Source organism: Vibrio sp. 070316B, assembly GCF_013114115.1.
Classification (GTDB): Bacteria; Pseudomonadota; Gammaproteobacteria; order Enterobacterales; family Vibrionaceae; genus Vibrio; species Vibrio chagasii_B.
In genome coordinates this window covers 122,817-136,673 of record NZ_VTYC01000002.1, presented here as the reverse complement: position 1 = coordinate 136,673, position 13,857 = coordinate 122,817, and the positions used below count along the sequence as shown (strand labels likewise).

General features: G+C 44.7%; 14 protein-coding genes. 5 read left to right on the top strand and 9 right to left on the bottom strand.

Annotated features, from left to right (window positions below; translation table 11 throughout):
• Positions 1-8 precede the first annotated feature (8 nt).
• Positions 9-713, top strand: coding sequence for a 1-pyrroline-5-carboxylate dehydrogenase (locus F0251_RS03000; protein ID WP_105058611.1), 705 nt, complete (start codon positions 9-11; stop codon positions 711-713).
• A gap of 183 nt (positions 714-896) precedes the next feature.
• Complete coding sequence (putP, locus tag F0251_RS02995) at positions 897-2,387, top strand: sodium/proline symporter PutP (protein WP_061032388.1); 1,491 nt, start codon at positions 897-899, stop codon at positions 2,385-2,387.
• A 71-nt stretch (positions 2,388-2,458) separates the two neighbouring features.
• On the opposite strand, the gene F0251_RS02990 is transcribed toward putP, so the two are convergent.
• Positions 2,459-2,980 carry a MerR family transcriptional regulator gene (locus F0251_RS02990; RefSeq protein WP_105058610.1) on the bottom strand — a complete coding sequence of 174 codons (522 nt, stop codon included), beginning with the start codon at positions 2,978-2,980 and terminating at the stop codon, positions 2,459-2,461.
• 421 nt (positions 2,981-3,401) lie between these two features.
• Between F0251_RS02990 and F0251_RS24420 the strand changes: the two genes are divergently transcribed.
• Positions 3,402-3,626, top strand: a complete 225-nt coding sequence (locus tag F0251_RS24420; protein ID WP_061031932.1) for a hypothetical protein — start codon at positions 3,402-3,404, stop codon at positions 3,624-3,626.
• 61 nt (positions 3,627-3,687) lie between these two features.
• Here the strand turns inward: F0251_RS24420 and F0251_RS02985 are convergent, their stop codons facing one another.
• On the bottom strand, positions 3,688-3,858 hold the full coding sequence (locus F0251_RS02985) for a hypothetical protein (protein ID WP_004736895.1): 171 nt from the start codon (positions 3,856-3,858) through the stop codon (positions 3,688-3,690).
• A 278-nt stretch (positions 3,859-4,136) separates the two neighbouring features.
• On the opposite strand from F0251_RS02985, the gene F0251_RS02980 reads away from it, so the two are divergent.
• Positions 4,137-4,625: an Lrp/AsnC family transcriptional regulator gene (locus F0251_RS02980; RefSeq protein ID WP_061031933.1), complete on the top strand. Its 489-nt coding sequence runs from the start codon at positions 4,137-4,139 to the stop codon at positions 4,623-4,625.
• A gap of 108 nt (positions 4,626-4,733) precedes the next feature.
• On the opposite strand, the gene F0251_RS02975 is transcribed toward F0251_RS02980, so the two are convergent.
• A complete protein-coding gene (locus F0251_RS02975) occupies positions 4,734-5,441 on the bottom strand; it encodes a hypothetical protein (protein ID WP_008218014.1) in 708 nt (235 codons plus the stop codon).
• A gap of 288 nt (positions 5,442-5,729) precedes the next feature.
• Complete coding sequence (locus F0251_RS02970; protein WP_061031934.1) at positions 5,730-7,580, bottom strand: ABC transporter ATP-binding protein; 1,851 nt, start codon at positions 7,578-7,580, stop codon at positions 5,730-5,732.
• 589 nt (positions 7,581-8,169) lie between these two features.
• Here F0251_RS02970 and F0251_RS02965 point away from each other — a divergent pair.
• Complete coding sequence (locus F0251_RS02965) at positions 8,170-9,144, top strand: arginine deiminase-related protein (RefSeq protein WP_017067108.1); 975 nt, start codon at positions 8,170-8,172, stop codon at positions 9,142-9,144.
• 135 nt (positions 9,145-9,279) lie between these two features.
• Here F0251_RS02965 and F0251_RS02960 read toward each other — a convergent pair whose 3' ends face one another.
• From F0251_RS02960 to fliR, 5 genes are all read right to left on the bottom strand, one after another.
• Positions 9,280-9,912, bottom strand: coding sequence for a triacylglycerol lipase (locus F0251_RS02960; protein WP_171730278.1), 633 nt, complete (start codon positions 9,910-9,912; stop codon positions 9,280-9,282).
• A gap of 112 nt (positions 9,913-10,024) precedes the next feature.
• The gene (locus tag F0251_RS02955; protein WP_171730277.1) at positions 10,025-10,864 is read right to left on the bottom strand and encodes an AraC family transcriptional regulator; all 840 of its coding nucleotides are present in this window, start codon (positions 10,862-10,864) and stop codon (positions 10,025-10,027) included.
• Between the two features lie 143 nt (positions 10,865-11,007).
• Positions 11,008-11,835, bottom strand: a complete 828-nt coding sequence (locus F0251_RS02950) for a GNAT family N-acetyltransferase (protein WP_171730276.1) — start codon at positions 11,833-11,835, stop codon at positions 11,008-11,010.
• A 106-nt stretch (positions 11,836-11,941) separates the two neighbouring features.
• Positions 11,942-13,081: a flagellar biosynthesis protein FlhB gene (gene flhB, locus F0251_RS02945; RefSeq protein ID WP_061031938.1), complete on the bottom strand. Its 1,140-nt coding sequence runs from the start codon at positions 13,079-13,081 to the stop codon at positions 11,942-11,944.
• On the bottom strand, positions 13,074-13,856 hold the full coding sequence (gene fliR / locus F0251_RS02940) for a flagellar biosynthetic protein FliR (RefSeq protein WP_171730275.1): 783 nt from the start codon (positions 13,854-13,856) through the stop codon (positions 13,074-13,076). Before fliR ends, flhB begins: the two co-directional genes overlap by 8 nt.
• Between the last annotated feature and the right edge of the window lies 1 nt (position 13,857).

Here is a 13,857-nt window from a genome sequence, read left to right as displayed (position 1 = left end):
GCAGTATCATGGTTCATCAAGTGACAGGTTTTTCTGATGCTTTCTTGGCGTGGGAACAATGGAATCTTACCGATTTTGATCATAAGAGTGCTCAGGTACTTGCATTCAAATCAGAGATCGAAAGCCAATCTACGTCTTTGGCGGCAGTGGCAACTTATCACCTAGAGCAGGCCTCTGCGTTGCTTTCTGAGCAGCACCTAATGGCTGGCCCGACTGGTGAAACAAACGAGCTGTATGCTGCAGGACGCGGTGTGGCTTTGGTGATTGTTGATGATTGCCAAGACAAAGAGCCAGCACTGCAAACAGCAACCGCGATGATTACCGCAGCACTATTAGCGGGTAACAGCGTGCAATTGTGCAGTGATGACGTGCAATTCAACACCTTGATCGCTGATGCAGCGAAACAAGCGAATTTACCGACGAACTTGGTGCAGGTTGCTTCGTACGACGCGGTTCAACAGCTGCTGTCTTGCGATGTACGTAGCGCAGGCTACGTAGGTAACTCACAAACGGCTCAAGCTATCAATTTACAACTTGCTAAGCGTGACGGTGCCATCGTCAGTTTAGTAGCTGAAACGGATCTGACAGCAATGCATGTTGCTCACGATCCACACCTATCGCTGCGTTTCATTACCGAGCGTACGCGAACTATAAATATAACAGCCGTGGGCGGTAACGCGACCTTGCTCGAACTTGGAAGCGAAGCTCACTAACCTTCAGTAACATTGGCTCTAAGCACTTTTGTTTTCTCCATTGTTGGTTTCACCACCTTTGGATTTAACTCATAGTGCCTTGGAGCCTCAATACCTAACTCAATGCACTCGCTTGCCTTTACGGTGAGTGTCTTGCATTGAATTAGGCATGGAAGGCTTTTTACAAATGAGGACTATCAAATGATAGAAAACAGTTTTGCAATAACGACGACGTTCATTGCGTATCTAATTATGATGCTGGCAATCGGTGTTATTGCTTACAAACGTACTTCTAGCTCGACAGACTACTTCCTTGGTGGTCGTTCGCTAGGCCCATGGCCTGCTGCACTTTCTGCTGGTGCATCAGACATGAGTGGTTGGCTACTACTTGGTCTACCGGGTTACGCTTACGCTGCTGGCTTTGAAGCATTCTGGCTTGCTGGTGGCCTGCTAGTTGGTACTTGGGCGAACTGGTTAATCAGTGCTAAGCGTCTGCGTACTTACAGCATTACGACAGAGTCACTGACACTACCTGAGTTCCTATCTCGTCGTTTCAATGATAATTCTAAGCTGATCCAAACAATTTCTGCTTTCTTTATCCTTTTATTCTTCCTTTTCTACACAAGTTCTGGCTTGGTAGCGGGTGGTAAATTGTTTGAAACGGTATTCGGTCTAGATTACACAACAGCGGTAATCATCGGCACAGTATGTGTGGTTTCTTACACGCTATTTGGTGGTTTCCTTGCGGTATCTTGGACGGATTTGGTTCAAGGTCTACTGATGTCTGCTGCGCTATTGATTGTACCAATTGCAGCGATGAACGGTGGTCTTGGTCAGCTATCGACTGATCTTCACAACATCAACCCAGAGCTTCTAACGCTATGGAATGATGCGAAAGGTGAACCGCTATCTGCTATCGCGATCATCTCGCTAGCGGCGTGGGGTCTTGGTTACTTCGGTCAGCCGCACATCCTTGCTCGTTTCAAAGCAACACGTACTAATAAAGACCTAGCAACAGCGCGTCGTATCGCAGTGGTATGGACTGCACTGTCTATGGTTGGTGCAATGCTAGTGGGTCTGGTTGGTCTTATCTACGTGACTAACTCTGGCGCGCCTAAGCTAGACGATGGTGAGAAGATCTTCATGCTTCTTGTTAACGCTATGTTCCACCCAGTAATCGCTGGTATCCTACTAGCTGCTATCCTTGCGGCAATCATGAGTACTGCGGATTCACAACTTCTTGTATCTTCATCTGCAATGGCAGAAGACCTTTACAAGCAAGTACTTAAGAAAGATGCGACATCTGAAGAGATCGTTCGTGTGGGTCGCTTTGCGGTAATCATCATCTCTCTTATCGCGCTATTCCTAGCGATGACGCCAGATAGCTCTGTACTTGGCCTTGTGTCTTACGCTTGGGCTGGTTTTGGTGCGGCATTTGGTCCTGCTATCGTGATGAGCCTTTACTGGTCTCGTATGAACCGTAACGGCGCTCTAGCGGGTATCGTGGTTGGTGGTGTGACTATCGTACTTTGGAAGCAGTTCACTGGCGGTTGGTTCGACGTTTACGAAATCGTACCGGGAATCATCCTATCGACTCTATCTATCGTTATCGTGAGCCTAATTACTGGCGAGCCAGAAGACGAAGTGAAAGCGCAACACGCTGAGTTCGAGAAGAAGCTAGTAGAGCTAGACTAATTTACATTGTAAAAATACAAGCGAATTAGCAAAAGATATAAACAAAGAACAATAGAGTCACTTCGGTGGCTCTATTTTTTTGACCACTCTCTGATGCTCGCGACTTCTTGCTCATCGATATTCAAAGATTCCAAAAACTCTTGGTGAGCGGTAGGCTCCATCTTTTCAAACTGCTTGTGCCAGTTCTTCATATCCTTTTCGTCAAACCCAGCATTCTCCATCACCCGTACCCAGCGCTCTTTTGTCAGCATCTTCTGCTCTAGTAACTCAGGTTGTTCAAGCAACATCACAATCGCTTTCTGCTGTTGACGTAGGTTCTGAATTTCCTTTTCCAAGGCGTTGAACTGGTTCACTAGTGTCTGCTCTTGTTTCACATCGTCTTTGCGATCAAGCAGAGCGCTTATCTCCTGGATAGACAAACCAAACGATCGGTAAGAGATAATGCTCTCTAACCGAGCTTGCTCTTTTTTTCCATACCAACGATATCCATTATCGGAGCGGCTGTGAGGTAAAAGCAGCCCGGCACGCTCGTAGTAGAGAATGGTGGTACGAGATATGTTGTTGGCCTTGGCAATTTGAGTAACGGTGAGCATTTCTACCTCATTGGTTACGAGAGCGTGAACTAAACAGGCATGTTTAATTGATCGCCGAGTATTCTAATCGTCTCGTATAAAGGTGTATAGGTGAGTAGTTTGGATTCAGCAATTTGAGCAGCCTACGATATCAGTATTTTGTTACTGAGGTGCGACGTTTGTCGTACTTAAGATCGGGATGAAATTAGACGTAAACGAGCGGTTATTGGGGTTTTACAATGTAAATTGAAGCGATCGGATCTTGCGTGAGAAGGGAAAGATCAACTTACTCAATGGCGTGTGATGTCAAAAAATGAAATAGAAAAGTGGCTATTTTTTGAACTTGGCGCTCACTTTTGTTATTAGCTCGGTGAATTGTGGAACCGAATTGGACATCATGTGTCAATTGTCAGTAACCACTAAAGACCTATAGGACAAAGGTATGCCTGATCTCTATTGCAAAGGATGTAAAAAAACAACACTACATAAGTCTATAATGAAACGTTGTGAATCAGAGCCTGAGACAACCTCTGGCCGTATGTTGCAATGGACGTCAAAGCTATTTAGTGGCAATTTATATTACGATATGGAAACGCAGCACTTTTGTCGCACATGCAACTGCCGTTGTGAAGCGGGAAATGCAGTTCCTCAAGTTGGCTTAGCTTAGCTGATGGTAAGTGCTTACTAACTGATATCAAAAAAACCTCCTTTTGGGAGGTTTTTGTCATTTAAGCTGCTTTAAGCGCGATCTCGCTGTTAATGGCATTGCCATCAATTTTTACTTCCCATCCGTAGTTTGAGTATTCATTAGCGAGTGCTTGAGCCACATCTTTTGACACTGTTACGTGTGTCCATGAGCCGATACCGTAGGGTTTATATGCGAGTTCTTGTGTTTTCATAATAGAGTCATCCTTTCTCTTTGATAATTCTATTATTCACTTTGCCATATATCCTTTCTTTCGTTTCTGGCTCAACTTATTTGTTTATCGGGTCATTTCTATAATAATTTGTTAATAGCCAGAGTTTGATTTATAACGATTGTTATCTATTTGTATGAATTTATATTTGGTGTAAATGTGGCTTGTATGTTTAGTTTTTAAATGTGTGAGCGGGGTTTTCTTCGATTGCTCTAGGTATGGAATATACTGAGCCGAATTTAGAATGTTTAAGGAATGTTATGTCTCAGCATCAGCTTGATCGTATCGATAAAGAGATACTAAGAATTCTGCATATGAAAGGGCGCTTGCCTGTGGTTGAGTTGGCCAAGCAGGTTAACCTAACGACCTCCCCTTGCTCTGATAGATTGAAGCGATTAGAAAAAGAGGGTTACATCACGGGTTACCACGCAGAGCTGTGTTCCGAGAAGTTGGGGCTCGATGTTCAAGTGTTTATCCATATTCGCTTGGATCAGACCAGCTTTTCGATTTTTGATAAGTTTGCTCAAGCTGTAGAAATGATGCCAGAGGTGGAAGAGTGTTATTCGTTGTCGGGAGACTTTGACACCATGATCAAGGTTCGAGTGAAAGACATGAAGGCATACCAAGCGTTTATGGCCACCAAGTTAGGTACCTTGCCTGGTGTGATTCAGACGCGCAGTGAAGTGGTGATTGAAGAGCATAAAAAGGGCTTTGGTGTGAACCCTGAGCTGTTAGCGACTTTAAATTAGTGCCCTCCTGGCTTGAGCCAGTTTTGATAGATATAAAAAATGGAAGCTAATGAGCTTCCATTTTTTGTTGGGCGTCAGATAAAAAGTAATCCGATAAACTTGTCCGGCTTACAGCGTAATTGCCGCAGAGATTAAGCCAATCACACCACCGAATACACCACCCCAAACGACTAGCCAGCCAAGGTGCTTCTTGATCATGGTTTGAACCATCTCTTTTACCAGCTTCGGTGTCAGTTCATTCAATCGCTGATCGATGATCGCTTCGATGTTCTCTTTGATTTCGTCCATCATCGCTGGTGATTCCAGTTCTTCCTTGATGGCATTCTTCACTGAATCACTCTTGCTGATTTCGATAACCGATTCTTGCATCTTCTCAACAAATGGCGCTTTCATTGGTTCTAATGCTTCCGTACCACCAAACATTGCTAGCATGCCGCCAAACTGTGAGTTCTCGATAACGTTAACCAGTGAATCGAACGCAGGATTGAAATCGATTTTCTTAATCACAGGCTCTAGGTTCAGTGATTGACCACCGCTCATTTCGCTGCTTAGGAAGCGGTCGATGTTACTTTCAGTAAAGAACTGCTCCATCATCAGTTGCTTGATGGCTGCTTTGAACTCTTCAAAGCGTGCTGGAATGACGCCAGAACCGTATAGGCCGGGTACTTTCTCGAACAACATGTGAATCGCGAGCCAGTTGGTGATGGCACCAGAAAAGGCGAATAGGCCCGCGTAAAGTAGGTATTGATTTGCTGTCGCATAGCCGCCAGCAAGCAGTGCTAACGCGATGACGTTAGTTAAGACACTTTTGTTCATGGTCGATCTCTAGAAAGAATATTGCGCGCATTTTAAGAAAAAAACGCCAAGAAAAAAACAAAAGGATCGATGAAGTTGAAGGAACAGGTGGGAAAGATCGCTGAACTACGGACATAAGAAAGGCTAGCCTCCCCCCGAAGTCTAGCCTTATTCCAGAACGCGCAAGCGAAGCCGTCTTGGTTTGTTAAAGTCATTATATAATTACGACATAACATTCTGCCATGTGTAATTTGCCGCTATTTAGTAAATTGGTGTGAAATACGCCGCACTTTTAAAATAGCACACAAATTAATCGTTGCTAGCTTGCTCAAGATCATCGGCTATGAAGCCACCAGTCTGGTGATTCCACAACTGCGCATAGATACCATTTTGGTTAATCAGATCTTGGTGCGTGCCTTCTTCAACGATATTACCTTCATCCAAAACGATCAGGCGATCCATTGCTGCAATGGTGGATAGGCGGTGTGCAATTGCGATAACCGTCTTACCTTCCATTAGCTCAATTAAGCTCTCTTGGATTGCAGCCTCTACCTCTGAATCTAGAGCTGAAGTCGCTTCATCAAGAACCAACAGTGGTGCATTTTTCAGAAGTACACGTGAAATCGCCACACGTTGGCGCTGACCACCAGAAAGCTTAACACCACGCTCGCCCACTTGAGCATCGTAACCAATGTTGCCAAACGGGTCGGTTAGGGTTTCGATAAACTCATGCGCGTGCGCTTGCTTGGTTGCGGCATATACCTCTTCATCTGTTGCTTCCGGACGACCGTAAAGAATGTTGTCTTTGATCGAACGGTGAAGCAGTGAAGTGTCTTGTGTCACCATACCAATATTGCTGCGCAGTGAGTCTTGAGTAACGCTTGAGATCTCTTGATCATCAATCAAGATACGGCCGCTTTCGACATCATGAAAACGCAGTAACAAGTTAACCAATGTCGATTTACCTGCGCCAGAACGCCCAACCAAGCCCACTTTTTCACCGGGTTTGATGTTTAGGTTTAGCTTATTGATAACACCTTTGTTTTCACCGTAGTTGAAGCTCACGTTTTCGAAGTTGATGCCGCCTTGTGGAACCTTAAGTGGCTGTGCATCTTTCTTATCTTCGATAGCGATCGGCTTCGACATGGTCTTAATGCCATCAATCACGGTACCTAGGTTTTCAAACAGGCCACCGATTTCCCACATGATCCATTTTGACATGCCGTTAATACGTAGAGCCAAACTCACCGCAATCGCAATGGCACCCACAGTGATTGCGTTATCGAGCCATAGGTAGATAGAGATACCCGCGATGCTGAATACCAGTAGGTAGTTAGCGAATTCCACACAGATGTTGAAGCCAGTAACAAGGCGCATCTGGCGATAAACGGTATCTAGGAAGCCTTCCATGCCTTCTTCAGCGTATTCGGTTTCACGTTTACTGTGTGAAAACAGTTTTACTGTCGCGATGTTGGTGTAGCTATCAACAATTCGACCCGTCATCAATGAACGAGCATCCGCTTGTTCGGAAGAAACATCTTTTAGCTTTGGCACGAAGTGCAGTTGAATACCGATGTAAACGAATAGCCAAATCAGCATCGGAGCCATCAAGCGCCAATCTGACTCGGCAAGCATGAAAAGCATCGCGGTGAAGTAAACCGTCACGTAGACAAACACATCAACCATCTTGGTCACGGTTTCACGAACCGCGAGCGATGTTTGCATTACCTTGGTGGCGACACGTCCGGCAAAGTCATCTTGGTAGAAGGATAAGCTTTGTTTTAACAGGTAGCGGTGCGCCAACCAGCGAATCGACATCGGATAGTTGCCGAGTAAGGTTTGATGAAGCAACAGTGAGTACACACTGATCAAGATTGGCATCACGACCAACAGCAGCACACCAAGGCCCATAAGAGTGGACTTGTTGTCAGCTAAGAAGGTTTCTGGGTTACTTGTTGATAGCCAGTCAACCAGTTGTCCCATGTAACCAAATAGCGCCACTTCGATGATCGCAATCGTCATGCTCATGATACCGAGCAAGATCAGTGGCTTTTCAAAACCTCGTGTGTAGTGGCGGCAGAATGCCAGTATTCCAGTAGGAGGTTGTATCGGTTCTCCCTTTGGAAAGGCTTCAGTAAAACCTTCAAACTTTTTGTACATAGATTTCCCTTTATAAACTTGTGTCTCTATAAGCAGCGGCATCGTCGTGCAGCTTTGTTTTTATAGTCTCTATTTAAAATTTACAGTCTTAGTTTGAAATTTCATGAGCGCCCATGCGTTCTTATAAGCATTCAATCCTTCGATGGAGTTTGGTTTTCACTCTGGCTTAAACACTTGGCTCTAGAGCTCGGTTTAACACCGTGTTTTAGTGATCGCGAAAAGGTCTAAAACGTATTGTGTATGACGCTTATTTTAGATTGGTTCAGATGGGAAGAGTTAAGCTTATTTCAAACGTAATTGATTGTTATGCAACGGTGATAATCCTAACGCTAAATGGATTAAATTGTAACCTAAACCCGCAGCAAGCTAGAGAATGAGGCTCGGATATTTATTCAGCAAATTCTGTATCTCATATGCAAACTGTTGGTTCTTTCTGATGTGCTGTTATCTTGCAGTAAAAATTACCGAATAAACTGAGTTTTGCAGGAATTGTTTGGGATAAATATTCAAATCATTATTCTTTTCAGTGAATCTTGTCGTAACAAGTTGTTTACAATTCTGAGGTAAATAAAAGATAGGGACGGTTGAGATGTTAAACCTACACAAAAAATCACTTCACATTACGAATGTTCAAAACGCCAATTGCGTTGTTATGGTGCCGCCAAAAGAATTTAAATTTAATGAAGAAACGGCACAAGATAATGAGTTTCAGAACAGAGTTAATCTGACCGAAGCTGAAGTAAAATTAGAAACCATGGCTGAATTTAAGGCGATGGTCGCTTCGTTGCGTAAAGAAGGTGTGCAAGTTGTAGAGTTTGATTACCCAGAACTTGGTGTGGAAACGCCAGATGCGGTTTTCCCTAATAACTGGTTTAGCACCTGTGGCGACGGAAGCTTATTTACGTTCCCTATGGCGTGTGAAAACCGTCAAAATGAAGTTAAGCCAAATGCCCTTATTGAAGCACTTGAAGCGTCTGGTCGCATTGTTAACCACAGCGAGTCTCTAGAGTCTTACATCGCTCAAGGTTCTTATCTAGAGAGCACGGGCGTGATGGTAATCGACCATATCAACAAGACTATCTATGCTGCGCTTTCTCAGCGTTGTGACCGTGAAGTGTTAGAAGACTATGCAAAGCGCATTGGTTATTCTCGCGTGGTGTCATTCCAAACAGCACTGCCGTCTGGTCAGCCGATCTACCACACCAATGTGATGATGGCGATTGGTGATAATTTCTGTGTGATCTGTGATGAAGTGATCCCAGAGTTTGAGCGCCGCTTTGTGGTGAAATCACTTGCTAAAGATAAGCAGGTTATCTCTATCTCAATTGATCAGATGAACCGATTCTGTGGCAACATCCTACAACTGGAAACCGTGAATGGCGACAAGGTGATTGCGATGTCTCAATCGGCTTACGATGCGTTTTCACCAGCTCAGCTAGCGCAGCTTTCAACACACGGTAAGTTGCTACCATTTAACGTGAAAACGATTGAAGATATTGGTGGTGGTTCGGTGCGATGCATGTTGGGTGAGGTGTTCTTACCAACACGAGTCAATCGCTTATAACAAGCCGTGTACTCACAGTCATGAATCTTTGAATACCACTCTTATCGCAGAGTGGTATTTTTGTTTTTATCTATCACAAATAAGAAAACAAGAGCTCGATACAGGAGTAAATGTGTGAAAGCTAACGTAAATAAGCTATGAAGCGCTCTTGAAAGCCCTGTGTTGGATGAACTGAGTTGAGAGTGCAACCACTTCCTTTGAGTACACAAGCGCTGTGTGATTGAGCTTGAGGGCGCAGGTGTCTGTTGCGCCTCGCAGGTTCGCGTCTTCAAGCGTAACTGTGCCATCACCTGGGTTTCTGCCCAATACAATGCGACCTACACCTGCGTCGTAGGTGCCAGTAATCACGCCAATCGGTACATCAATATCATAATCACCCAAGCCATCGCTTAAGATCATCTTGCTCGAACCAAAGATAAACCCAAGCCCATGATTCGACAGCGTTTTAGCGATAGTCGCGCCGTTGTGTGGAGTCCCCGCGGTAATGATGCAGGTGTCGGCAAAGTCGGGTTGGTAAAATTTAAAGTAGTGACGAATCAACAAGCCACCGAGTGAGTGACCAAAAAAGTAGACCTCATCGTGCTCATCAAAGCGTGCATTCACGAAGCGGTTGAGGCGTTTAGCGGCAGAAGGGAAACGTAGCGAGTTGTAGGCGAACTTATGGGTGGTAAAGCCGTGTTTCTTAAAATTTCTATCTAGATATTGCATGATCAACGCAGGCATATACAGACCATGAATTAAAACTATGTGTTTGTTTTTATTATTCATTATTGCCCTCCGTCTGATGGTGTTTCCAGTATATGGAGTCGCAATTCTAAACTCAATAAAACTTGCTACGAATGGGACACGATAGACAGAGATCTAGCGCGCAGGCAGTTCGTTACTCTGGCCTGACCCCGCCATAAACATCTATGGTTAACCCACCTTCTTTCGCATAGGTATTTGGTGTGAGGCCAATGGTCTTCTTTAGGTAACGAATCAGGTGAGGTTGGTCGCTAAACCCAAATTGATAAGCAACGTCTAGCCAGTCTATGTCACTCAACTCTTTCTTATAAAGGTATTCGAGCATCGCTTCGAGTCGGTTCATTGATTGGCACTGTTTTAACGTTAGGCCTGTCACTTTGTTAAAGCTTCGCTCTAGTGTTCTTTGTGAGCAAAACAGCTTGTCACCAAGTTCAGCAATCTGCGTTGAACCAAGCACACCCAGCACTTTTCGAGTGAGCTCGCTATGTCTATCGGTTTTAGCGGTCGATAGCCAAGGCAGTAGTAAATCATCCAACTGTTGGCAACAAGCTTTAAAGTCGCTTTGAGCAAGTTTAATCAGTGACGTTACATCGGCATCATAATTGTTGAGTAGAACAGCAAGGTCGATGTTGTTGACGCGATCTAAACTTGGGTGCGGGCAATCAGGGATAGTGAGCGAGTACAGAGCCCCTACATGGAACTTGATGCCAAAGTGGATAAACGGCTTTGAGTGATCCAGTTTTATGGCTTTGTGATGGGGCAGTAATAGGTGACTACCAATTCCTTGTTGGACTTGTTGCTCTATTGTGTAGTGATATGGTTGATCGCTTGGCGACAGAATCAAATGTGCTGAAGGGTCAGGGTTGAGTATCGGAAACTGATGAGTTTGAGCATCGGGCGTTTTCTCGATAAGCCAATAACAATCAATGTATTGAGCAACAACGGAGGATTGAGGAGACTGTAACCAATTGATCATTCTAGCTTCTATTTCTGATGAGTATCACCACAACTATATGTGGATATCCTTGTCGGCGACAGTTTTATCCTTACGGATTATGCCTAGTATTGGACCTGCGCCTGAGCATACTCAGCAGAGCAAGGGCTAGGCTGAGTATTTTATTAGTTAAAGTCAAACTGCAAGATGCGATGCTTTGATGACAAACCAGCTCGCTCAATTGCTTTTTGCGCACCGATATTACTGCTCTCGGTCGAGCATATAACTTCTAAACCTTGGCTGGTGGTGTGTTGTGTTAGAAAGTTCAGTACGCGTGTTGCTAAGCCTCTGCCCCGTTCTTGCTCAGCGACAATCATGCCTAAGTCGGCATACTGCGTTTGGTACTCATCAAACTTACGGCACTCACCGGCTGCGAGAATGTCACCATTTTCCCAGTAACCCCATAGCTCTTGGCGAGTAATCAAGTTGCTGTAGTAACCGCTGAGCCATTCTTTGGGCGCACCAATAGCTGATACCGCAAATTCAACGAAGTTATCGAGTTGTTCTTGTGTCGCGATGTTCATGTCGAGCTTTTCAATCCGGTTGGAACTGAAATCGCAACTAGCTTGAGAGTGTTGGCGATACATCATGGCATTGACTTTAAATGATGCGCTGTTGTCCAAGCACAGTGATAAATATTGAGGCTCTGCGGTGCTCACGAATGCGCCTTGCACTTCACCAATCACTGAGCTGTTGCTCTCTATGATCATGGTAAATAGGTCTGCAATGTTTACATTAGCTTCTGGTACAAGGTAAAACTGCAGCAAGTAACCTTCACTGTTTAGTACGCAGTAACCCACAAGTTTGCCGCTCTCGTAAAAACCGAAATGGTCTGACATTGGTACAAAGCCAAAATGCCACATGCCATCGAGTGGCGCTGTCGATTCTGAAAAGTAAGCCGTTTTTAATTCACTTAAGTCGCTAAGTGTTGTGATCTTTTTGATGTCTAACATCGCGTTAATCTCTGTTGTTTCAATGACCGAAAGTGTAAGTGGCTATTGGATTTGGGTATTGAACAAAAACGACAACTTTGGGTGCTTCATTCGGTGAAGTCGCGATCTAATCGGTCGGGTCGGACCAAGACTTAGGGATGTTGAATTGGGGCAAGCTGGTGGGTTTGTTTCTTTCGCCTTTGCGCCATGCTTTTAGCTGATTCACATAAGTTAGGATGTGCGCTATTGCGACAAAGAGTTGGTTTGGAACCATCTGGTCGATTTGAGTGGTGTTGTAAATTGCCCTAGTGAGTGCCGGGCTCTCGATGACTTCAACCTCGTGTTTAGCTGCAAGCTCTCTGATGTACAACGCCACATCATCTTGACCTTTCGCGACAACAAACGGTGCTTCAGCTTGGCTCAAATCATAGATTAGGGCAATGGCGTAACGGGTTGGGTTGGTTAATACAACGCTCGCTTTTGGCACTCGTTCATTGGCACTTCTCTTGGCATTTTGAGTCTGTATCTGACGGATTCGAGCTTTCACTTCAGGTCGCCCTTCTTGTTCTTTGTGCTCATCTTTGACCTCTTGCTTGGTCATTTTCATCTGCTTTGTAAATTCGTGTCGTTGATAGGGGAAATCAAACAGGCCAAACAGCAAGACGATTAAAAGAAGGTAGCCCAAGTACTCAATGGTGATGGTCGCGACTGAAAGCACCACGGTATCAAAGTGTGCGCTGACGAGGTTGGTGATCACTGAGATGTAGCTCGATATGACCCAATACAGCAGAGTAAAAAACAGAGAGACCTTAATAACGTTCTTGAACAGTTCGACGATCGATTGAGAGGAAAAGATACGCTTCAATCCCTTGAGTGGACTTATCTTTTCCCATTTGGGAACCAGCAAAGATGGGCTGAATATCCACCCTCCAAGTAGCGTCGAGCCGACAATTGCGGCAATCATTTGATAAATCAATAGCGGGAAAAATAGCGTGATCATCGAAAAAAGCGCGGTGCCGACTAACTCGACGATAGCCATTGGCTGGCTGACCGTTTGGCTATCAAACTGAAAGCTTACAAGAAACAGTTCAATGAAGGTCTGTTTAATCATGTCTACATTCAACACGTAGTAAGCGACGACGCTGATGAGGGTTATGGAAGAAACGAACTCTTTCGCACGCGGTACTTGTCCCTCTCGCCGAGCTTTAGCGAGCTTATGTTGACTGGGTTGTTCGCTCTTGTCTCCGGAATCTTTATGATCAGACATTAGGCAGCCTCAGCATATAGTGCAGGTGCTGGTTCAACTCTAATACCAGATCAAAATAGTGATCGCCGATACCGGTTAGAGACGCCATTAATGCGAATAAGCCAAGTAGCATGGTCATTGGGAAACCAAGTGCAAAGACATTAAGAGACGGTGCCGCTTTGTTCATTAGACCAAAAGTAATATTACTTAATAGCATGACGACGATAGCAGGCACCGCTACCAACAAGCCGGTCGCAAACATCCAAGACACCATTTTCAGTACGTATTCAATGCTGTTGAAAGGGAAAGGTGAATTGAGAGGCCAATACTCAAAGCTCTCTTTGAACACAAGCAGCACCACTAGGTGCCCGTCCAAAGAGAGGAAAAGCAGCATGGAAGTGATGAACATGATTCTGCCAATGATGGCAATGCTGACTCCGTTGGCAGGGTCGTTCATCACAGCCATGGCTAAACCCATTTGCATGGAAATGGCCTGACCCGCAATCGAAAAAATGGTGAAAAATATCATCACCGCAAAACCAATCAAAAACCCAAAGATGAGCTGATAAAAAGAGAACAATAGGGTGTCGATACTGAATGGGTTAAATGGAGGAACCTCTTTCACCATTGGGGCGAGAAGCAGAGAAAAAATAAAAGCAAACAGCAGCTTAACTCTTACCGGTATCGCTTTATCACCAAAAAATGGTGCGATCAGAAAAAGCCCAGCAAACCGAACAAAAGGCCACCAAAGTACCCCTAGCCATTGGGTAATATCGGTAAAGGTTATTTGCATCATG

Excerpts from the sequence above, each read along its gene's own strand:
- F0251_RS02955 (WP_171730277.1), bottom strand. The coding sequence starts at position 10,864 with ATGATCAATTGGTTACAGTCTCCTCAATCCTCCGTTGTTGCTCAATAC.
- F0251_RS03000 (WP_105058611.1), top strand. The coding sequence starts at position 9 with ATGGTTCATCAAGTGACAGGTTTTTCTGATGCTTTCTTGGCGTGGGAA.
- F0251_RS02965 (WP_017067108.1), top strand. The coding sequence starts at position 8,170 with ATGTTAAACCTACACAAAAAATCACTTCACATTACGAATGTTCAAAAC.
- F0251_RS02970 (WP_061031934.1), bottom strand. The coding sequence starts at position 7,580 with ATGTACAAAAAGTTTGAAGGTTTTACTGAAGCCTTTCCAAAGGGAGAA.
- F0251_RS02980 (WP_061031933.1), top strand. The coding sequence starts at position 4,137 with ATGTCTCAGCATCAGCTTGATCGTATCGATAAAGAGATACTAAGAATT.
- F0251_RS02975 (WP_008218014.1), bottom strand. The coding sequence starts at position 5,441 with ATGAACAAAAGTGTCTTAACTAACGTCATCGCGTTAGCACTGCTTGCT.
- F0251_RS02985 (WP_004736895.1), bottom strand. The coding sequence starts at position 3,858 with ATGAAAACACAAGAACTCGCATATAAACCCTACGGTATCGGCTCATGG.
- F0251_RS02990 (WP_105058610.1), bottom strand. The coding sequence starts at position 2,980 with ATGCTCACCGTTACTCAAATTGCCAAGGCCAACAACATATCTCGTACC.
- fliR (WP_171730275.1), bottom strand. The coding sequence starts at position 13,856 with ATGATGCAAATAACCTTTACCGATATTACCCAATGGCTAGGGGTACTT.
- F0251_RS02960 (WP_171730278.1), bottom strand. The coding sequence starts at position 9,912 with ATGAATAATAAAAACAAACACATAGTTTTAATTCATGGTCTGTATATG.
- F0251_RS02950 (WP_171730276.1), bottom strand. The coding sequence starts at position 11,835 with ATGTTAGACATCAAAAAGATCACAACACTTAGCGACTTAAGTGAATTA.
- F0251_RS24420 (WP_061031932.1), top strand. The coding sequence starts at position 3,402 with ATGCCTGATCTCTATTGCAAAGGATGTAAAAAAACAACACTACATAAG.
- flhB (WP_061031938.1), bottom strand. The coding sequence starts at position 13,081 with ATGTCTGATCATAAAGATTCCGGAGACAAGAGCGAACAACCCAGTCAA.